Raw genomic sequence first — 21,189 nt, forward strand, 5'->3', positions numbered from 1 at the left:
TTATTTATCTCGCTTATAATAAGCTACAATACTTGCTTTGGCAAGAGTACTACTATTTAAATAATATCCTACAACCGCTGGATTTGTTTTTGCATTGAGTTTTAAAGTTTCTTTATTCAATGCATATACAGTAATAATATATTGATGGAAACCATGGCCTTCAGGAGGACAAGGACCTCCATAGCCTTGAGTGCCATAGTCCGTAATACTTTGAATTACTTCTTTAGGTAGTAGGTTTAAATTTATATTTCCAGCATTGTTAGGAATAGAATTTATGCTCGTAGGAATGTCAAAAACAAGCCAATGCCACCATCCACTTCCTGTCGGAGCATCTGGGTCGTACATGGTAATTGCGAAACTTTTAGTTTCCATAGGTGCATTTTTCCAAGATAGTTGAGGAGATTCATTGTTTCCAGAGCATCCAAAACCACTGAATTCTTGGTTTTTAGTCACTTGTCCCCCTAAATCTGAACTTGTAAGTGTAAAGGTGTTTTGTCCTACTAAAGAGGCCGTAGCAAGCAATAGAATAAGTGTTAATTGTTTCATGTGTTTATATTTATTGTTTCTCAATCGTGGCATGCAACCTTTGATGTAAAAAATAATCATTTCGTTGTGTGTTAATAATTATTTTGAACATGTCGGTTTCATTGAATTTTAAGTTATTTTATTTAAATAAAGCTTTTTTCTTATCGTCTTAATTGAAAGATATAGTTTCCTCTTAATGACAGTACAAAGTTAATTGGAATTCAAAATAAAAAGGATGTGAATTAGTTCAAAAAGTATTGGAGAAAGCTCAATTTGATTGAAATTGCTTGGGTGTTTGTCCAAACCTAATTTTAAAGGCTTGTACGAAGCTCGATAGACTTTCATAGCCTATTTCATGGTAAATTTCGGAGGCTCTTTTTTGTTCGTTTTTAAGTAAGAAAGCAGCGTATTCAAATCGTTTTTCTTGAAACCATTTTATAGGCGATTCTTGAAAGTGTTTTTCAAACTCTCGTTTAAAAGTTGAAATACTCATATTTGATAAAAAAGCAAGTTCGGCTAAAGTTAATTTCTTGTGCTTATTTGTTTCTACAGTGTTTAAGAAATCATTGCTTTTGTGATTGCCATTTTTAATAATTGAAGATAAAAAACTGGTTCCATAAGTTTCTACTAAATACAACATAAGTTCTTCAAATTTTAGAATAGTAAGATGTTGTTGCGTTTTTGAAGGTAGCGTTAAAGTATATTGCAAACCTTGAATGTAGTTCTTTAGAAACAGATCTTTTTGAAAGGAATGGATCAATTTTTGATCGTTGTTTTTAATATTTTTTAAATCATATTTTCTAATGAAATTTAAAATAACATCATCAGAAAAAAAGAGAAGGATACTTTGATATTTTTTTTGAGTATTCGAGAGCTTCTCAGTCATTAAACAATACCCCGAATTCATTAATAAGAAGCTGGAATTATCAATTGAAACTGTGTTGTTGCTAGAGATAACCTCCTTGTTTCCTTCTATTAAAAAGCTAAAAGTATTCTGTGTTAGTTGAATTTGCTGTTTAGAAATTTCTTGAGTACTCTTATAATTGTATAGTGAAACCTCAGAGGATTCAATATTTAATTCTTTAGGTAGCGAAATTGTAGTCATTATAAAAGCAGAAAGTCTATAGCGAATGTAGTCAATATCCGAAGTTTAAACAAGCTCTCATTCGCATTCATAAAGAAGTTAAGAACGATATGACACCAAGATTAAGCGTGAATATAGTATAAATTACTTTAACGTGAGTTGGATATAAAACCATTGCTTTATTTGCAAGTAAATTCACTTCCTTCTTGCGTCGAATTTAGATTACTTTAGATAAACGAAAGTTTAGAAAAGGATTTATTTAGGATTTTTTGGTCGTCAACCCCAAGCCATTTATCTAAGATAGTAGCATAAACTTCCCTAAAATCTATTGTGTATTTAAGGTCGCCATTATTGTCTAAGTCATCAAGTTTTGAAAGCTCGTTATAGATTCCAGATTGTTTTAAATTTTCGCCAATAACAAAAACATTGTTTGCGGCTCCATGGTCGGTGCCATTTGCTGCGTTTTGTTGTACCCTTCTTCCAAATTCTGAGAATGTTAAAATAAGAGTGTCTTCAAAAGTGTTTTGATCCATTAAATCATTAATAAAACAGGAGATACTTTCTGCATAAGTTTCAAGCAAGCGGGATTGTTTGTTGACTTGATTCACATGGGTGTCAAAACCAGTTAACGCTGCATAATATACCTGGGTATCTAAGCCTGAGTTAATAAAATCAGCAATGGTTTTTAATTGTTTTCCAAAAACATTTTGAGGATAGGTTTTACTGGAAGATTTAGCATTGCTTTTTTCATAGATATATTTAGCCGATGATGTAGCATTAATCATAGTGTTATATAAATAACCAAGATTGTGTTCATTAAGATGCGTATCATCATAACTTTGCAAAACATCTGAGAAAAAAGGTTGTTTTAATGATTGGTAAAAGAGTTTAGGATTGGTAATAGCCAAACCATTTTGTTCATTTCCTTTAAGCATTAACGATAAACTTTCGTCTACCTCAATTGCATTGAAAGGTTGAGAATTGGTTGCATCAAGAAAGCGGCCTATCCAACCGCTTTGAAGATATTCATTGCTATTGCTTGCAGTTTGCCATATATCAGTAGATCTGAAATGTGATCGATTTGGATTTGGATACCCTACATTATTTATAATACTTAAATAGCCCTGATCATATAATTTCTTTAATGGAGTTAGTTTTGAATGCAAGCCAATTTCATCGTTTAACTTTAGGAGCCCCGATTTGGAAATGGCGATATTTTGCCGTTTTTGATAGTAGATATCATTTCTAAAAGGAACAACTGTATTTAAGCCATCATTGCCACCTTTCAATTGAATGATTACTAGTTTTTTATGGTTAAAAAGCTTTGTAGCGTTTTGACTAAAAGCCTGAATGAATTGAGGAATAAAGAATAATCCACCAGTGGCGATAGGTGTTTTTTTTATAAAATCTCGTCTGTTCATGCTCATAATTTTTTAACAAAGTTGGTACTCAGGAAGTGATAATAATTGGATACAGAAATCTCTTTTTGAAACGTGTTTGCTTCTTTCAAGAAATTCCAAAGTTCCGTTGTTTATCGGACTTGTAATTAGTTGATGTATTAATTCCTGCTTATTGTTTGTTGGGTAATTCTTATTGAATGTATTCCAGTCAGTTTTTGTTTTGATAAAAGCTTTTCTTCTCAACCTTCTTTTCGCTAGGTTGTTAGCGTCGTCTTTTAAATGGCCTTTATCTGAATAACTTATTTCAGCATTATTTAGTAGTACCGAAGGTAAACGAAGTCGTGTTACAATGGTATTGCTATCAATCCATGCTTTTCCTGTTTTCCATCCCGCAACATTTGGAGGAAAAAGTAGTAGTTGTCCAAGCAATCGTTGAATTAATAATTCTTGTTTTTGTTTTTCAAGCACAAACGGAATAGTTGTATGTAACCCAATAAGCAACTCGATAGGGGATTTAATTTTAATCCCAATGTTTACTGTATGATAAAACCAATCTGAATTTAGAACATGACGCATTAATTCTTGAATATCATAACTTGGATAAAAGGCGTTTGCCATTTCCTCAACATGTTTTGAGTTTATCGTTTCATTGACAAAGTATTTGTAAATTTTTTTGCAAATAAACAAAGCACATTGTTTTTGATCTAAAATAATGTCGATGATATCGTCTCCATTGAAATTGCCAGTTTTTCCAAAGAAAGTTTTCTCCCCATAATCGTGTTGTCTTCTTCTCAGAATAAATTCACCAGAAAATTTGTGATTATATCCGGTAAAAGCTCTGGCGCTTTCTTTGATGTCTTTTTCTGAATAATTCCCTTGGCCAAGAGTAAATAGTTCCATGAGTTCTCGGGCAAAGTTTTCGTTAGGACTTTTCTTTCTATTTTGTTTATTATTCAAATACTTCAACATTGTAGGCTCCTTTGAAATAGCTTTTACAAAAGTTCTAAAATTTCCAAGTGCGTGTTCCCGAAGTGTATTGTTATATTGCTCAGCGAAAAGAATGTTTTTGTCTTGACATACAAAATGATTTGCCCAAAAGAGTGTCATTTTTTCTCTTAATAACTCATTTGGATAACAAAGTCTTTCAAGCCATGCATGATTGAATTCCCTGATTTTTTTACGACTTATTTTTACTAATTCTGATCTACGAGATTTGCTTTTCACATCATCTCGTGTAATACCTCTAAGAAAAGAAGTGTCTATTTTTAAAGGGGTGTATTTAGAAGAAGCCAGAAAAAGAGTATCAAGGATTTGTCTTTTAGATAAATCCTTGATGTTATGGAGTTGTTTCGGAGTAATCCCAAAACCAATTCTGTTGTATAAATGCTGTATGTCTTTTACTTCCATATGTATAAGACATAGTTTTTGACAAAAAGTTTAATAACAGTACGATAATCTTTTAGTAAACCTTTTATGGTAATTTTAATTGGTAATTGGTAATTGGTATAATGTTTATTCTAACATGGCAACTACTCTGGCTGGTGCGGCAGAAGCACCTACTATTTTTAACGGAAATACGGCTACTTTGAAACCAGTTAAAGGTAATGCGTCAAGATTTACTAATTGTTCCATATGACAGTACTCTTTATCTTTTCCAACCAAATGAGCTTCCCAAAATAATTCAGCATTATTGGTTTCTTTCGCTTTTTGAATGAGGTAAGGAAGTGGTAAATCCCAGCCCCAAGAATCAATTCCCATTACTTTGATTTCTTTGTCAATTAACCATTCAGTTGCTTTGGCGCTCATTCCTGTTCCTATTTTAGGAAAGTCTTTGGTACCGTTAAATTTATCGCGGCCCGTTTTTATTAGAACAATCATGTTTGGTTTTAAAGAGAGTTCATTATCCTTCAAAAATTGTTCGATATCTTCTACGGTAATAGGGTCGAAGTCAACTTTATGTTTCATGTCTATCACAATTCCATCTCCATAACACCAGTCTAAAGGGATTTCATCAATGGTTTTCGATTTCTCTCCATTTGTAGTTGGTGAATAATGCCAAGGAGCATCGATATGAGTAGTAGAATGTACTCCCATTTTCTGTATGGTATCATCGGCCCAGCCAGTAAAATTTTTAGGAAATAGTTTGAAAGGAAGTCCCAATATTCTGATCAGCCATTTTGCTTTATGATGAGGTTTGTGTTTGATTTTAACCTTCATAAACCAAGGATCCTGTTTGTTATACTGTATAGGTTTCGATAAATCGATAATTTTCATGAGAAGGAATTTAGTTTAGAAACAAAAGTAAAATAAAAACCCCCACTTTGCAGTGAGGGTTTGTGTTTTATTTATTGGTCATTTCAAATACAATTTCACCGCCATTGGCAATATCTTGATGTGAGAGTAGTAAACCTTCTAGTTTCTTTCCATTAACCGTAACGCTTTTTACATACACATTTTCTTTACTTTGGTTGTTAGCAATTATTTTCAGTGTTTTTCCATTTTCTAAGTTAATAGTTGCTTCTTTAATGTTTGGACTACCGATTGCGTAATTAGGAGATCCAGGAGTTACAGGATAAAAACCTAAACTGCTAAAAATATACCAGGCGCTCATTTGTCCAGCATCGTCATTACCACAAAGACCTTCAACCGTAGGCGCGTACATGGTGTCCATAATCATACGAACTCTTTTTTGAGTTTTTTCTGGATTGTTGGTCCAATTGTATAAATAAGGAATATGGTGGCCAGGTTCATTTCCATGCACGTAATTTCCAATAATACCATCACGAGTAATATCTTCATGATGCGCAATATATTTATCGTCAATTTCCATAGTAAATAGTTCATCCAATTGTTTACTGAATTTATCTTTTCCACCCATCATTTCAACCATATGATCAATATTCTGAGGAACATATAATCCGTAATTCCAAGCGTTTCCTTCAATAAAACCTTGACCATGTGTGTCCATTGGGTCAAAATTCTCTCTAAAATTTCCATTAGATAATTTTGGACGCATAAAACCGATAGAAGGATCGTAAACATTATTATAATATTCTGATCTTTCTAAATATTCTTTCTCTGCTTCTTTATTTCCTGTTTTTTTAGCGATTTGAGCAATACACCAATCATTATAGGCATATTCTAATGTTTTAGAAACAGCTGAATGACTCTTGTCGTCTGGTACATATTTGTAATCAATATACTCACCTATACCATCAAAATACCTTACAGTAGCTGTGTTTCTTGAAGCCTTTAGGGCGTGGTTAATATCGAAATTACCAACGTTTTTCGCCATGGCATCAGCAATTACTGAAGTAGCATGATATCCAATCATACACCAATTTTCATTTGCATAATGACTCCATATTGGTAGCATATTGTGTACACTTTCATCATGATGTGCAAGCATAGATTTAACCATGTCGTTATTTCTGCTTGGTTGAATGATATTATATAAAGGGTGAAGAGCTCTATAGGTATCCCAAAGAGAAAAAATAGTATAATTTGTGAAGTCTTTTGAGGTATAGATGTTTTGATCTAATCCTCTATATTTTCCATCAACATCTTCATATAAAATAGGAGATAGGCTGGTGTGGTATAAAGCTGTGTAAAAAGTAGTTTTATCGTCTTCAGAAATTGTTTTAACCTGAATTTTATTAAGTTCTCTATTCCACTTCTTTTGAGTTTCTTCTTTGGTAGTATCAAAATCCCAATGAGGAACTTCGGTTTTTAAATTGTTTAAAGCACCATTTGTACTAACAGGAGATAAAGCGAACTTCACTTTGATTTTTTCATTTTCGTTTGTGTCGAAATTAAAATAGACTCTTATGTCTTTACCTGCCATTTCAGGAAAGTTTTCGTTTTGTTTAAAACGTCTATAAAAACCATCATAAGTTTCTTTGTTGTATTTCTTATGTCCATAGCTTTTAAAAGGTTTAGAGAACTCCATTGCAAAGAATATTTTTTTCGTTCTTGCCCAACCTTTTGTTTGTCTGTATCCAGTTATCAAGCTGTCATTTTCAACACGAATAAATGTCCATACATTTTTGTTGTCGTGATGATATACATTATATACTAAATCAAGAATAATATGAGCATCCTCTGATTTAGGAAAAGTATATTGGTGAAAACCAACACGTTCACTTGCTGTTAATTCTGCTTTAATATCGTAGCTGTCAAGATTTACTTGATAATATCCAGGGGAAGCTTTTTCCGTATCATGAGAAAAGTTTGAATAAAAACCTTTTGAATCATCTTTTGTTTTTAAAGGATCTAATACAAGTTTTCCTGTGGTTGGCATTACTAAAAAATCACCTAGATCAGCATGTCCAGTCCCGCTAAAATTAGTATGAGCAAAACCAATAATTGTACTGTCTTTATGTTGGTATCCAGCACAATATTCATAAGTTTCTTTATTATAACTCCCATCATCCTTAAACATTACCTGAAAGTTCGTTTGAGGGCTTAACTGAACCATCCCGAAAGGAGCGGTTGAGCCTGGAAATACATGCCCCATTTTACTAGTGCCAATTAAAGGGTTAACATATTTTGTTAAGTCCGTAGTTGTTTTTTTCTCAAGGGAGCTCTCTTCTGTCTTTTGTTTACAGGAGAATGACAAAATAACGAATGTACCTAGTAGTAGAGTTAATTTCAGATTTTTCATATTTAGTAATAAAAGAAGGTTTATATTGATAAAAAGGTAAAAATAGCACAGAAAATGAGATTAGAAATAATTTATGAGTAAAAAGAAAGGGAGGGTTAACAATTTTCTTTATTCAGTTGATTTTTAAACAAAAGAAAACCTTGCTTAACAAGGTTTTCTTTTGTTTTAACGAAATAGTAAGGACCAATTAAGCCTTTCCTCCATTTAATTTATCTTGCCATTCTTGAAGCTCTTTCCATTTACCTTCATAGGCAAATTTAGCTTGTTCAGGCCATGTTCCTGGTTTGTGTATTCTATAACGGTCGCCGCCACTGTTCAATACTTCTTGGCATTTTTCTATAGAAGTATTGGATAAATCTTTCCAAGTTTTGATATCAAAGTTGTGAAATAGTCCTTCAATTTTAGGGCCAATACCTTCAATGATTTTTAGGTCATTATGTTTTATTTTTTTTCCGAATATTGCTTTTGCTGCGGCAGCATCGAATGCAACATCACTTGAAACGCTACCTCCTGAAAAAGCGGCGGCACCCAGGTTAGCATTTATTGAAGAGTCTTCACTAGATAATCCTTTTTCTAAATCCAATTTAACCTTGTAACATTCTTGTAAGTCTGCTTTTAAAACAGATTTTTGTTTCTTACAGGCTTCTAAATCAGCCTCTAATTTTGCTATAGCATCATGGGAGTCTTCGTCTTTGTTGTTCGAGTTCTTATTTCCGAATAATCTTCCGAGAAGGTATCCTAAGATCGCACATAAAATCCCAACAATTATTGGAATTATCCAGCACCAAGGTATTTGGGTTGCTAATACATTCATTTTTTGACTTTTGTTTTTAATTAATCGTTATTTAAATTTTTTGCATTGATCACATATTTGTAATTAAGATTGTTAGGAATCATAAATCATTTATATGGTTGTTTTTTAGTGTTAAATGAAGTGTAGTTATTGACCTAGTAGTAGAGTTGGTTTTTTGAAAATTAGTGCTCATGTTCGTAATGGGTTCGATTCAACCTAATTTTTGCCTTTTTTCTTAAAAAGTTGCAAAAATTCACCCACAATAGGAACGTTCTTTTTGGGAAAATTACAGGAATATTCCCTAATGAATAAGCCAAATTATTACTCATTATCTATTTATTTAAACAATTGATTGTTAAAATATTAAAAAATGATGAGAAATTAAAATTTTGACAGAAGAATGACTCTTTTAAGTAAATGCTAAATAATTGTTAATAAGATGGTTTGGGTGAAACATTTTAAAAAATAGCCAGTCTTATAAGCAACAACATAAACTAAAAAAGAATACCATGAAAAAATTTGTTTTAGCATCATTCGTTATCTTATTATCATTAACATCAGTAAGCGCTTCAAATAGTAAAGAAGTTATAGAATCTACTCGTATTGAATATGAAGGTTTAAGTACTTTTTGTAAAATGATTAGATCAGGAAATTATGAAACGGTAAAAGCTTTTATTAATAACGGAACCAATATCAATAGAAAGTCCTTAGGGCTAACGCCTGCAATGTATGCAGCTCGCTATAATAAAGTAGAAATTTTAAAACTATTAATAGAAAACGGAGCGAAATTAAATATAAAGTCTTCAAAGGGATATACAGCTTTAGAATACGCAAAAATGTCAAAGGCTAATGATGCATATACTGTTTTAAAAGAGGCTATGGATAAAAAATAGAAACCTTAAACTATTATATTGATTATGAGGCTGTCTTTCGAGATAGCCTTTTTTGTTTATTTTTGTCTTAAAAACTAAATAATGACTTTATTACTTATTTACGCAACAGTATCCATTCTTTTCTCTTTCCTGTGTTCTATATTAGAAGCAGTTTTGCTTAGTGTAACACCTACTTTTGTTAATGTTAAAAAAAAGGAAGGAAAAGCATATGCTAGCGAATTAGAAGCGTTAAAGAAAGATGTAGATAAACCGTTAATAGCTATTTTAACTGTAAATACTATTGCTCATACAGTAGGGGCTATTTTAGTTGGTGTGCAAGCAGAACAACTACCTTATAAACTTGAAATTTTAGGAGTTAATATGGTTGGGATTGTTTCTACAATTATGACTATTTTAATTTTGGTTGTTTCTGAAATAATTCCAAAAACGATTGGGGCTACCTATTGGAAAGGCTTGGCAAATTTTACGGCGAAAGCTTTAAAAATTTTAATTTTCCCTCTACGTTGGACGGGTATTTTATGGTTGTTACAATTAACAACAAAGCTTATAGGAGGAAAAGGAGCTCATGGAGAAAGTGTGTTGAGTAGAGAAGATTTTACTGCAATGACTGACATAGCCGAGCAAGAAGGTGTTTTTAAAGAAAATGAAAGTAAGGTGATTCGTAATATGATTGGATTTAAAGAAGTTCAGGCAAAGCACATTATGACACCAAGAACTGTGTTGAAGTCGGCCAATGAGAATCAAACAATTCAAGAATTTTTCGATGAGAATCAACCGTTACGATTTTCGAGAATTCCAGTTTATGCCGATAAAACAGATAATATTACGGGGTATTTTTTGAAAGATCAGTTGTTACTGTCGTTAATTAATAAAAAAGGAGCGGAAACTTTAAAAAGTATTAAAAGAGATATTATTGTAGCGAAAAGAGATTTATCAATTCCAGATTTATTTGAAAAATTAATTGAACAAAGAGAGCACTTGGCTTTGGTAGTTGATGAGTTTGGAGCTGTAAGTGGATTGGTAACTCAGGAAGATGTAATTGAAACTTTACTTGGTTTTGAAATTATGGATGAAAGTGATAATGTTGCCGATTTACAAAGTTTTGCACGAAAGAACTGGGAAGAAAGAGCAAAACGTTTAGGAATAATTGAAAAAGATGATGAATAAAAATTCACTTAGCTTTTTAATATAAAAAAAAACAGATCAAATTAATTTGATCTGTTTTTTTATTTAAAAGTTGTCCCGTCCTAAAATAGCGTTACACTAAAAAGTTGATTTATAGAGGTGTAAAATTTAATGTTTGCAAAAAAAGCAAAGATTACTCATTGGAAACTTGAAAAGTATTTTTGTATTTCGTTTTTTTTTTTAAGTTTGAAACGTTTTAATGGAGAATTGATCATTTTTCGTTAAAATATCTAGCTAGAAAAAGAAGGGGATGATCATGAAAAATTGCGCACATTTCCTTTTTTAATTTTGAATTATATATAAATCATCTTTTTGGAATGATTTATGAAAGTGTATCCATAAATTTTATGGATTAGTATTACTAATTAAAATTTAAAAATTTACAAAATGAAAAAAATATATATAGCAGCTTTTATGTTGTTTTCTATTTCGGCAGTAAATGCGGAAAATTCGGTGTTAGGGGGTGATTGTGTAGATAATGCCATTTCTAGTTTAGAAGATGCAGAAAATAAGTTAGGTCATATGATGAGTGATATTGATGCGGCAGAATTTCTTAACGTCTCAATAGCAATGTGTGAAACATTTCCTTGGTACTGGTAAAAGTTATTATTAGAAAAATATTATTATGAAATTATTTTATACATTATTTATAGTTACTTTGGGTTGGAGTGGCTATGTTGAAGACGGAGATTGCCTTGATACTGCAATAAGAGCATTAGAATTTGCTGAAGAGCATAGAGGGAGCTCTTTTAGTGATGAAGAAGCTACTGAATACATGAACGGTGCTTATGCCGTTTGCTGGAGTATGCAACATTAAGAAGATTTATTAACCAGGTTTAACCTATCAATTTAATGATAGGTTAAACCATTTAAAAAATTAATTATGAGAAAAACAGGTTTTATGTTTTTGTTTTTATTTACCGTTTCTATTATATATTCACAGAATTCAGGTAAAATAACATATGGAGTGTTTATAGATAATTCTGATAAACTGGAAAAAGAAAAGATAAATGATGCGAAAAAAAGTGAGTCTCGTTTTATGAAAGCAATTGAAGAGATTGGGGGTGATTTTGAGTTGGAATTAAGGTTTTCTGGGAAGGAATCATTTTATAAGTTGTTAGAGCCAATGGGGATGGATTTTAAAAAGGAGACTTTGTTCAATATGGCGAAAATCGTTTTCAAATCTAAAAGCTCGTATTATACTTCTCTTAAGGATAAGAGAATAATTGAGGAGAAAAATTTTATGGGAGAAATATTCTTAATTGAAAAAACTCAAGATATTTCCAATTGGAGTTTTAGAAATGAACAAAAGAGAATTGGTAAGTATCTGTGTTATAAAGCTGAAAGAGATTTCGTTTATGAAAGTCGAAAAGGAAAAACATCAGTAAAACAAACTGTATGGTATGCTCCTGAGATACCACTTTCTTTTGGCCCATTGGAATTTTATGGGTTTCCAGGACTTGTGATGGAGGCTAGAATTGGTAACATCGTTTATTTTTCAAAAAAAATAGAGTTAAATAAGGAAGCGAAGTTTAAGATTGAGAAGCCTAATGAAGGAAAGAAAATTTCTGAGAAGGATTTTTTAAGAATAGCTAAAGAGGCTAGGCAAAATTTAATATCTAAATAGTTTAATGAAAAGAGTTTGTTTTTTTCTTCTAATATTGTTTATTCAGGGTATTTCTATTTCTTTAGCGCAAAATATTGTATTCAAAGGTAAGGTTAAAGATTCTTTAAATGAGCCTTTATCTTATGTAAATCTTATAGCGAAGCCTGTTAGTATTGACCAGAATATGACTTTCGCTATTAGTGATGAAAATGGAAGGTATAGTTTGGTACTTAAGAAGAACAGTCAATATACTATAACTGCTAGTATGATGGGGTTTGAAACTGAAAATTTTGAGCTTACCCCAACTGAAAATGTTACTAAGGATATTGTGCTTTTTGAAGCTAAAAATCAGTTAGACGAGGTGACGATAGAGTTACCCGTAATAGTGAAAAGAGACACCATTATCTACAATGCCGATAAATTTGTAAATGGGAATGAACGAAAACTAAAAAATGTTTTAAAGAAATTGCCTGGTGTTGAGGTGAATAAGGATGGAGAGGTAACTGTACAAGGTAAAAAAGTAACCACCTTACTGGTTGATGGTAAAAAGTTTTTTGGAGGAGGTACTAAGTTAGGCGTTGAAAATATTCCTGCTGATGCTGTTGATAAAGTTGAAGTAATTGATAATTATAATGAGGTTGCTTTTTTAAAAGACTTGACCGATTCGGAAGATATGGCAATGAATATTCAATTGAAAGAAGATAAAAAACGTTTTGTTTTTGGTGATATTGAAGCAGGGAAAGGAAATGAAGATTATTATAAAAGCAATGCAAACTTATTTTACTATACTCCAAAAACCAATGTCAATTTTATTGGAAACCTTAATAATATTGGAGAAAAGACCTTTACATTTAAAGATTATTTGAATTTTCAGGGTGGTGTAAATGCGGCGTTTAGTGAGAACTTTAATTGGAGAGGTGGTGATTTTTCTCAATTTTTGCAAAATAAAGATGTTTTAGGAAGTGGTCAGCGTTTTGGAGCTATTAATATTACTAAAACTACTTCTGATAAATTAGATATTTCAGGGTACGCCATTTTTTCTCATAATAATACAAGAAGTTTTCAAGAAACATTAAATAATTACACGGAATTTACTGAAAATAAAGAGGCACAAGGTAATGTGAAAGATGTTTTAGGTATTGGAAAATTAAACTTGGAATATGCTCCGAACAATAACGAACAATTTTATGTCAGAAGTCAGGTAAAAAGAAGTACACGTTATGGAACTAGTAGCATTTTATCTTCAATTGATAGTCAGGTAAATTCAATATTTAGCGATAGGTCACTTGGAGCTTGGAATGTAAATCAAAATATAGAATGGCATAAAAAACAATCGAAGAAGCATACCTTTTCTGCTGTTGCCAATTATATTTTTGATAGTAATAACCCTACCACAATGTGGGATGCATCACAATCGTTTGCTCAGACGATTCAAACAATTATAAATCCTGTAGATGTCAATCAAAATCAACTTCGATTACAGCAAATAAAAGAAAAAAAACAACATTATTTATATACCGTCTTTAAGGATTTTTGGGTGTTGAATAGAAATAATCATATTTATACAACACTGGGAAATACACATCAACAAGAAAAGTTTATAAGTAATGATTCGCAGATATTGGATGACTCAAGCGTTAATAATTTCACTTCTGGAGGCTTCAATAATAATACAGTTTTAAAGTTTAATGATTTTTTTGCTGGAGTCCATTATAAATTCAGAACGGGAATATTTACTTTTAAACAAGGTGTTTTCTTGCATAATTATAATTGGGAAGTTACACAATCGAATTCTTTAGTCCGCAAGAATAAATGGGTCGTATTACCAGATGTATTCGTAAATATCGAGTTTAACAAGTCGAAAAAACTGAAATTTAATTACAATTTAAAAACAAATTTCTCAGATATTTCTAAGTTGGCGAATAGATTTTATTTACAGTCGTATAATTCTGTTTTTAAGGGAAATGAAAACTTAGAAAATGAACTATTTCATTCGGCTAGACTTTTTTATAGCAGATTTAGTTTGTATCGTGGACTCATGCTACATGCAAGTGCAAACTATACTAAAAAAGTAAAGGGTTTTAGAAGTACCGTTGATTTTGATGGGGTTAATCGCTTCGTGAGTGTGAATCTATTTGATAATCCAGATGAAAATTGGGGGTTACGTGGAAGTCTTCGTAAGAAAATTAAAAAGATGCGCTATAAAGTTGAAGGGAGTTATAGAAACTCAACGTTTATTCAACAGGTAAATAATGCATTTACAAATAATGTAAATAAGAATTACTCGTATACATTAAGTGCTGAAACATTATTCGATAAACTCCCAAGGATTGAATTCGGGTATAAACAAAGTATCGGGGATTATAGGTCAGGAATTACAAATTCAAAATTTATAACAAACGAGCCTTTTGTTGATTTAGAGTATACTTTTTTAAAAGATTTTACCTTAAAAGGAAATTATAATTACTACGATTATAAAAATAAAACATTAGGACAGCAGAATAACTACAGTATAGCCAATGCTTCATTGTTTTATCAAAAAGAAGATAGCCCATGGAATTTTAAAATTACTGCCCAAAACATATTAAACGAGACATTTAAGCAGAGTAATCAATTCTCAGACTATTTTATTTCTGATACTAGAACATTTATAATGCCTAGGGTTGTATTGTTGAGCGTAGGATATAAATTGTAATTTTACAACTTAAACCCAATTAAAAATCTGTTTTCTGTAACACCATTGAAGTTCGATCTTACAAAATCAACTCTTAGAAAACGCCATTTCCCAAAACCAACATTATCTAGTCCAATAGAAAATTCAGAATAGGGTCTATTTCCTCCTGTGAATAACCCTTTCGCTCCAGCCACTAAATGAAAGTTTAATTCGTTTATTAAAGGAATTCTACTTAAAACGGCTCCTTTGAAATTTTGTTCCACATGGAATTCTCCATAACGATCGTTGGTGCTTAAATCATAGAAAGGGAGTGAAAAGAAACCATCAAGATAATTGTCATTAGGAGCTATTGTTAATCTGTTTCCATTAAAATGTGCATAATCCATAAACGGAATATCTTTCTTTTCTAAGAAAACACCTCCTTTGACTTTATAGCTTAAACGTCCTAAGTTTCCGAGGCTAATACTTTGATTTAATTCGGAAAATACAACGTCAGAACCCCATTGATTATTACCAGAGCCAAAGTTTTTTCGATACCCAACATATAAAGAAGGATATTTTGAGTTAGGAATATTAATTTTACTATCAGGATATGACAAGTATTTTTGTCCAAAACGAATTGATGCTCCAAGATTCATTGTCCACATATTATGTGATGTAAAAGAACTGTTGAAATTGGCTGGTTCCTGTGGGTTATTTGAGGTGTATTCCACATCATCTTCAGGGAACATTACATAATTTGTGGTATTGAATAATGGATTTCTTCTGGCATATTCGAGGCTTGAAAACACACGAATTCCATTCACCGCTTCCCTAGCAAAAGAAACCTTAGCAAAAGTCTTTTCATAGATTTTCATATAGTTTCTTTCATAGAAAATAGAACTAATAGTATTCCAAAATGGCGATATCGGATTTTTAGCATTGAATTGTGCAGTAGTAACTCCTCCAGATACGGATAAAATTGGATAGGTTTTGTTGTTCCATTTATACGATAAGTGCCCCGATGGTCGCAGTCTTTCATCTGAAAATCCATAATTCGCGTCTAATCCTATATTTAGGCGTTTCCCTTTGTCGTTATATCTTTTGGTGTAATCGACACCAATGCTAGAATTCCAACCTTGAACAGTGTTAAAACCTAGTTTTTCGATAGGTGATGAAAAGGAAAGAGACCATTTATTATAAGTGTCTTGGTAAGTATAGCCTGTAAGAATATCTAATAACCCGAATTTGTTTTGTTTATGATCAACGGAATCAAGATATTTTTTAGACTTTCTGAGTACTTTAATACTGTCTTTTAATTTATAGTCAGACACTTCTTCTTTTGTTAAAGGCATTGGTCGGATAGTATTCCAATATACAGAGTCTTTTTTGGTGGCATTCTCAGCAAAAGACAATACTTCGTTGGTAAAGGATGAGGTCTTAAAATTTGGAGTGAAATTGTAATTTGAATAGGCAGCAGAAAAACGTCCTTCAAAATTAAAACCAAGGATTCCTGCTTCAAAGTCTATGGTTTGTGTCACAATAGCCCAAGCATTTGACTCTTTTACATAATTGTAATTCTGTTTAATTTTTAATTCTTTAACAAATGGAATTCCAACCTGGGTACCAGAAACAGTTACATCTGTTCCGTAAACTGCCCAATCATCTTCAACGATATAAATATGCCCTGAAAAAACACGATCGTTTTTTCGTTTAGGAATGAGTTGTATTTTACTTATAAGTTTTCCATTGTCATCGTATATGGTTCCTGCCAATTTGTAATTGTAATATCCAAAAGCGCCATTGGCAATAGGAGAAACCATCTCGGCATCTGCTAAATCGAAAGAGTTTTTATAAAGATCAAAGTTTACTTCGTCTGCCCGATTGAAGCTAATTCCATTGTCCTGGCCTGCAACTTTTGAAGCAATAATTCGTTCCTCAAATCTTTTTGGTTTTTTTTGATATTTAATTTTTGATATGGTTTCCGATAGGTAAAAAACACCACTTCTTGTAGAGTCCAAACCTCCTCCTAGATCTCCAATTTCTTCACCGAGGAATTTTTCAGGAGCATTTTTTATTTTGAAAAGTCCTCTTGAGTAAAAATTAGCAGTATACTTTCCTAGTTTGTCAGTGTTCTTATCCTTGTTTGCAATGGCATTACGAATAATTCTGTTAGCAGGATTCTCTTTAGAATCTATGTGTACTTCACTTAAAGACACTTGTTCTTCAAGTAAGGTAATATCTACATTAGCAGATTTGTTAAAACTAATTTTCTTTTTCTGAGTTTTGTATCCTAAGAATTGGAAAACGACTATATAGTCTCCTGGTTTTTTAATTTGGAGGAAATAGTCTCCACTGTTATTTGTAGTAGTTCCAGTAATACTTCCATCTAAATAAACACTCACGAAGGGTAATGGAGAGCCATTTTTATCTGATACTTTTCCTTTTAATTGAGCAAAGCTCGAAAAAAAAGAAGTTAATAGAATAAACGTAATTATTTTTCTCATTATGAACGGTTTGAAATTAGTTTTGTGACAAACTTAACTTATATGAAATCAGCAATATGACTACAAAATGTTAAGTTTGTTACAAAGAAATCTTAAAATAAAGACATTCATTTAATGAGAAAGGTTGCCTGACTAATTTTTCTTTTTCTTCTTTTTACCAAAAAGTCCGCCAAGTACATCTTTTACCTTATCCACAGCATCTCCTTTTGCATCTTTTCCTGTCTTCGTTGAATCTTTTTTATTGCCGCCTAATAAATTACCAAGCGTATTGTTCACTAAGTCATTTTTTTGTTGCTGAATTAATTTTTGACTTAATTTTGAGGCAGAAGAAGCTAAATCTGTTTGAACACTTGGTGATTTCATGTTTCCGCTAATGGTGGCCGTAACTGGTACGGTAATATTTTGATCTTTTGGGCTTAATTTAGATAAAAGCCCTGAAACCTCACTGCCTAGATATTTAGCTGGAACATCTAAGGTAACATTATAATTCATACTTTGATCAAACCCATGGCTACCTCCAATATTAATTCCAATGTCTTTGTAGTTTAATTTAAACGGAGCAACTTGCACTTTACCATCTTTAAAAGATAAATGTGTTTTAATGTCTGATAAATCGAGTTTTGTTAAATCTATAAAAGACAGTTTACTGTCTAATAAACTAAGTGCTTTGGTTTTTTTAGGATCGATCTTTGTTGTTAATAATTGGGCTAATGCTTTTCCAGAAACTGTCCCTAAGTTTGGTGTGAAATCATCATTTAAACTTCCTGACAAATTAATATCTGAGTTTAGCTTGCCATCCATAGCTCCTGCTATTGGACTTAACGATTGTAGCAAGTCCATAGTATTAAATGATTGCGAAATATCAAAAGAGTCAACACCTAATTTCATAGCAAAAGTAGGTTGTTCTTTTTGCGTATTTACTTCACCATTTAAAGAGATTTGCCCATTGAAAATTCCTGCCTTCATATTTTGCAAGGTTGCTTTTTGGTCTTTTAACCAAAGGGTGCCTTTTACATTTGAAAGTGTTAAGTTATCATAGTATACTTTTTGGGCATCAGCGTTGATTTTACAGTCTAAAAAATCTGGAATTTTTAAAGAACCTTCGCTTGATTTGGTGCCGTCCTTTTCTTCGGGGCTTTTATCAGAAGAAATACCTTCGTTTTTTTCCATGAAATCACTTACATAAAAACTATTAGAGGTAACATTAAATGTTCCTTTTAGTTTTTTATCAGATAATAAGAAGCCAAGAAGGTTATTGATTCGTCCAGTGGCGTTTAAATCACTTTTACCAGTACTGGCTTGAAATTCATTTAAGGAAACAGTTTTTGGTGTAAACTTCACAAGAGAATTCTTGATTTCTATAGGATTTACAATATCTTTTGATGAATAAATAAAGTCACGAATTTCAACAGTTCCATTATTTTTAATACGACTTACAATATTCTTTTTAATGGCGTTTACATCGAATCTTGTATTAAGATTTGCTTTAAGAATACCGCTTAATTCATTTTCTAAACTAACAGGATAAGCTTTGTTAATATTAGCAAGGTTTAAGGTTCCTTTTAAGTTTGCATTAACCAAAGGATTGGTAGTTAAGTTGTGAAGACTACCATTTCCAGAAAAAACATCTTCATCAATTTTAAATGATAAATTGTCAATTGTTACAAAAGTATTTTGGACTTTTCCGGTAGTATTTTTCAACTGAGAGCTAATATTAATATTACGCACACTTTTTGGCAAGTCAGGATATTTAAAAGACGCGTTTTCAGCCTTCAAAGTAATATCGAGTTTTGGAATGTTTTTATCGTCAACGATTCCTTCTATATGTCCTGCAACACTAAAGTTTCCAGATGTTTTTACATTAGATATATTCTTAGCATAAACTTCTGGAATTAAGCCTAAGAAGTTTTTAAAGTCGGAAGATGGGGTTTTAAAATGAACCGAAACTTCTTGGTTATTTTCGTTCAACTTTACATATCCATCAAATACTAAAGGAAGGTTGTTTAATTTGGCTTCATTTTTTAAGAATGAAAATTTGTTGTTCACAAGATCCATTCCTAAAACAGCATCTAGTGAAATTTTTTGTTCTTTTACATAGTTGGTGTCTTCCATATCAAAAGATACGGTGGTGTTCGTCTTTGTTTTCAATTCGCTATTTGATTGCGAGAAATCTCCACTTCCACTGTGATTAAAATCAGTCAAAAGTAAATGAATGTTACCTTTTTTATCTTCGTAATTTATATTCGAATCAGAAATACTATAGCTTTCAATAGATAAGGTGAATGACGATGGCTCTGTTTCTTTTGTTTCTGCTGGCTTTGCTTCCGAATCGGTTTTTGTAATTTGGTAATTGGCAATACCATCTTTATTCGTTAAAACGTTTACTTTGGCATTATCTATAGAAAAAGATTTAATACTCTTTTTTTCATTGAAGAGATCCGTGAGTTTTAAAGTTCCATTAACCTCTTTCGCATATAATAGGGTATCACCTTCGAATGGTTTAAAGTTAATAATAGAAACATCTGTTAGGCTGATTGAAGCATTCGGAAAGTTGCGTAAAAAGCTTAAATTTACATCAGAGAAATCTACTTTTGCGTTTAAGTTTTCATTGGCGGTATCTTTTATTAATGATACAATCTTATCCTTAAATAATAAAGGTGCTGTTAATAGCAGTAAAAAAAGAAATACAATAGCGCCTAGGATAATTTTATAGAGCTTTTTCACAGGTTTAAAATTTTAAAGTAAAGAATTGACTTTTATAATGTTTGATAAAAAAAAAGTCGTTGAATTAATAATTTTTTTCGAATATTTCATACAAGAAATAGTTCATATACAGATACTAACGAACAAAGGTCAACATTTATTTGTTAAGAAAAGAATAAGAAAACTATAAAAATAAAAGTTTTGATAATTTTGCAAAAATTATAATCATTGGCAATTATTACCAAAGAAGAATACAGCGGGTTTATAAAGGAACAGGCAAAACGTTTAGGTTTTTTGGCTTGTGGTATTGCCAAAGCAGAATTTTTAGAAAGAGAAGCTCCTCGATTGGAAACATGGTTAGAGAATGGTTACCATGGAAAAATGCAGTACATGGAAAATCATTTTGATAAACGATTAGATCCTACATTATTAGTCGATGGAGCCAAATCAGTTATATCCTTATCATATAACTACTTCCCAGAAAAGACTCAGAAGGCGGAAGAATATAAAATTTCAAAATATGCTTACGGTCAAGATTATCATCACGTAATTAAGGACAAGCTGAAAGAATTATTACAATTGATTAATGATGAAATAGGAGAGGTGTCCGGGCGTTGTTTTGTTGATTCTGCACCTGTGCTTGAAAGAGCATGGGCTGAAAAATCGGGACTGGGATGGAATGGAAAACATTCATTATTAATTCAGAAACAACAAGGGTCCTTTTTCTTTTTAGCTGAGTTAATTATTGATTTAGAATTGACTTATGACCATCCTTTTACAACAGATCACTGTGGTGAATGTACACGATGCATTGACGCTTGTCCCACTCAGGCTATTTTACCTGATAATACTGTTGATGGTAGCAAATGTATTTCCTATTTGACAATAGAACTAAAGGATGCCATTCCAACCAACTTTAAGGATAAAACAGAAGGGTGGATGTTTGGGTGTGATGTATGCCAGGATGTATGTCCTTGGAACCGATTTTCAAAACCTCATTCTGAACCGCTATTTAGTCCTCATGAAAACTTACTTGATATGAAAGCCAGAGATTGGCAAGAGTTAACGCAGGAAACTTTTAGCAAAGTGTTTAAGAAGTCTGCAGTAAAAAGAACAAAGTTTTCTGGACTTCAAAGAAATATAAAATTTATTCAAGAATAAAATCGTGTTCTAAATT

The 21,189-nt window shown here is 31.8% G+C and carries 16 protein-coding genes; 7 read left to right on the plus strand and 9 right to left on the minus strand.

The genetic code is table 11. The annotated features are described in order from the left end of the window. The 7 genes from BLW23_RS15890 to BLW23_RS15920 form a co-directional block, all read right to left on the minus strand. Positions 1-546, minus strand: coding sequence for a YbhB/YbcL family Raf kinase inhibitor-like protein (locus BLW23_RS15890; protein ID WP_093671579.1), 546 nt, complete (start codon positions 544-546; stop codon positions 1-3). A gap of 247 nt (positions 547-793) precedes the next feature. After that, on the minus strand, positions 794-1,630 hold the full coding sequence (locus tag BLW23_RS15895) for a helix-turn-helix domain-containing protein (protein ID WP_093671581.1): 837 nt from the start codon (positions 1,628-1,630) through the stop codon (positions 794-796). 206 nt (positions 1,631-1,836) lie between these two features. Beyond that, positions 1,837-3,030 carry a DUF1501 domain-containing protein gene (locus BLW23_RS15900; protein WP_093671583.1) on the minus strand — a complete coding sequence of 398 codons (1,194 nt, stop codon included), beginning with the start codon at positions 3,028-3,030 and terminating at the stop codon, positions 1,837-1,839. Between the two features lie 12 nt (positions 3,031-3,042). Further along, positions 3,043-4,416 carry a DUF1800 domain-containing protein gene (locus BLW23_RS15905; RefSeq protein WP_093671585.1) on the minus strand — a complete coding sequence of 458 codons (1,374 nt, stop codon included), beginning with the start codon at positions 4,414-4,416 and terminating at the stop codon, positions 3,043-3,045. A 105-nt stretch (positions 4,417-4,521) separates the two neighbouring features. Next, positions 4,522-5,283, minus strand: coding sequence for a cyclase family protein (locus BLW23_RS15910; protein ID WP_093671587.1), 762 nt, complete (start codon positions 5,281-5,283; stop codon positions 4,522-4,524). A 67-nt stretch (positions 5,284-5,350) separates the two neighbouring features. After that, positions 5,351-7,672 (minus strand): GH92 family glycosyl hydrolase, encoded by a 2,322-nt coding sequence (locus BLW23_RS15915; protein WP_093671589.1) that lies wholly within the window; start codon positions 7,670-7,672, stop codon positions 5,351-5,353. Positions 7,673-7,859: 187 nt separating this feature from the next. Continuing rightward, a complete protein-coding gene (locus BLW23_RS15920) occupies positions 7,860-8,486 on the minus strand; it encodes a hypothetical protein (protein ID WP_093671591.1) in 627 nt (208 codons plus the stop codon). A 488-nt stretch (positions 8,487-8,974) separates the two neighbouring features. Between BLW23_RS15920 and BLW23_RS15925 the strand changes: the two genes are divergently transcribed. From BLW23_RS15925 to BLW23_RS15950, 6 genes are all read left to right on the plus strand, one after another. Continuing rightward, positions 8,975-9,358 carry an ankyrin repeat domain-containing protein gene (locus BLW23_RS15925; protein WP_093671593.1) on the plus strand — a complete coding sequence of 128 codons (384 nt, stop codon included), beginning with the start codon at positions 8,975-8,977 and terminating at the stop codon, positions 9,356-9,358. An 81-nt stretch (positions 9,359-9,439) separates the two neighbouring features. After that, complete coding sequence (locus tag BLW23_RS15930) at positions 9,440-10,525, plus strand: CNNM domain-containing protein (protein ID WP_093671595.1); 1,086 nt, start codon at positions 9,440-9,442, stop codon at positions 10,523-10,525. 405 nt (positions 10,526-10,930) lie between these two features. Next, entirely contained in the window at positions 10,931-11,143 is a 213-nt protein-coding gene (locus BLW23_RS15935) for a hypothetical protein (RefSeq protein ID WP_093671597.1), read from the plus strand. Between the two features lie 25 nt (positions 11,144-11,168). Then, positions 11,169-11,360 carry a hypothetical protein gene (locus tag BLW23_RS15940; protein WP_093671599.1) on the plus strand — a complete coding sequence of 64 codons (192 nt, stop codon included), beginning with the start codon at positions 11,169-11,171 and terminating at the stop codon, positions 11,358-11,360. 66 nt (positions 11,361-11,426) lie between these two features. Beyond that, positions 11,427-12,170 (plus strand): GLPGLI family protein, encoded by a 744-nt coding sequence (locus tag BLW23_RS15945; protein ID WP_093671601.1) that lies wholly within the window; start codon positions 11,427-11,429, stop codon positions 12,168-12,170. A gap of 4 nt (positions 12,171-12,174) precedes the next feature. Further along, a complete protein-coding gene (locus tag BLW23_RS15950) occupies positions 12,175-14,844 on the plus strand; it encodes a carboxypeptidase-like regulatory domain-containing protein (RefSeq protein ID WP_093671603.1) in 2,670 nt (889 codons plus the stop codon). Positions 14,845-14,846: 2 nt separating this feature from the next. Here BLW23_RS15950 and BLW23_RS15955 read toward each other — a convergent pair whose 3' ends face one another. Continuing rightward, positions 14,847-17,309 (minus strand): DUF5686 and carboxypeptidase regulatory-like domain-containing protein, encoded by a 2,463-nt coding sequence (locus tag BLW23_RS15955; protein ID WP_093671605.1) that lies wholly within the window; start codon positions 17,307-17,309, stop codon positions 14,847-14,849. 132 nt (positions 17,310-17,441) lie between these two features. Then, on the minus strand, positions 17,442-20,033 hold the full coding sequence (locus BLW23_RS15960) for an AsmA family protein (RefSeq protein ID WP_093671607.1): 2,592 nt from the start codon (positions 20,031-20,033) through the stop codon (positions 17,442-17,444). Between the two features lie 213 nt (positions 20,034-20,246). On the opposite strand from BLW23_RS15960, the gene queG reads away from it, so the two are divergent. Beyond that, positions 20,247-21,173, plus strand: a complete 927-nt coding sequence (queG, locus tag BLW23_RS15965) for a tRNA epoxyqueuosine(34) reductase QueG (protein WP_093671861.1) — start codon at positions 20,247-20,249, stop codon at positions 21,171-21,173. The last annotated feature ends 16 nt before the right edge of the window (positions 21,174-21,189 follow it).

It is taken from the genome of Tenacibaculum sp. MAR_2009_124 (genome assembly GCF_900105455.1).
GTDB lineage: Bacteria > Bacteroidota > Bacteroidia > Flavobacteriales > Flavobacteriaceae > Polaribacter.

Excerpts from the sequence above, each read along its gene's own strand:
- BLW23_RS15890 (WP_093671579.1), bottom strand. The coding sequence starts at position 546 with ATGAAACAATTAACACTTATTCTATTGCTTGCTACGGCCTCTTTAGTA.
- BLW23_RS15895 (WP_093671581.1), bottom strand. The coding sequence starts at position 1,630 with ATGACTACAATTTCGCTACCTAAAGAATTAAATATTGAATCCTCTGAG.
- BLW23_RS15900 (WP_093671583.1), bottom strand. The coding sequence starts at position 3,030 with ATGAACAGACGAGATTTTATAAAAAAAACACCTATCGCCACTGGTGGA.
- BLW23_RS15905 (WP_093671585.1), bottom strand. The coding sequence starts at position 4,416 with ATGGAAGTAAAAGACATACAGCATTTATACAACAGAATTGGTTTTGGG.
- BLW23_RS15910 (WP_093671587.1), bottom strand. The coding sequence starts at position 5,283 with ATGAAAATTATCGATTTATCGAAACCTATACAGTATAACAAACAGGAT.
- BLW23_RS15915 (WP_093671589.1), bottom strand. The coding sequence starts at position 7,672 with ATGAAAAATCTGAAATTAACTCTACTACTAGGTACATTCGTTATTTTG.
- BLW23_RS15920 (WP_093671591.1), bottom strand. The coding sequence starts at position 8,486 with ATGAATGTATTAGCAACCCAAATACCTTGGTGCTGGATAATTCCAATA.
- BLW23_RS15925 (WP_093671593.1), top strand. The coding sequence starts at position 8,975 with ATGAAAAAATTTGTTTTAGCATCATTCGTTATCTTATTATCATTAACA.
- BLW23_RS15930 (WP_093671595.1), top strand. The coding sequence starts at position 9,440 with ATGACTTTATTACTTATTTACGCAACAGTATCCATTCTTTTCTCTTTC.
- BLW23_RS15935 (WP_093671597.1), top strand. The coding sequence starts at position 10,931 with ATGAAAAAAATATATATAGCAGCTTTTATGTTGTTTTCTATTTCGGCA.
- BLW23_RS15940 (WP_093671599.1), top strand. The coding sequence starts at position 11,169 with ATGAAATTATTTTATACATTATTTATAGTTACTTTGGGTTGGAGTGGC.
- BLW23_RS15945 (WP_093671601.1), top strand. The coding sequence starts at position 11,427 with ATGAGAAAAACAGGTTTTATGTTTTTGTTTTTATTTACCGTTTCTATT.
- BLW23_RS15950 (WP_093671603.1), top strand. The coding sequence starts at position 12,175 with ATGAAAAGAGTTTGTTTTTTTCTTCTAATATTGTTTATTCAGGGTATT.
- BLW23_RS15955 (WP_093671605.1), bottom strand. The coding sequence starts at position 17,309 with ATGAGAAAAATAATTACGTTTATTCTATTAACTTCTTTTTTTTCGAGC.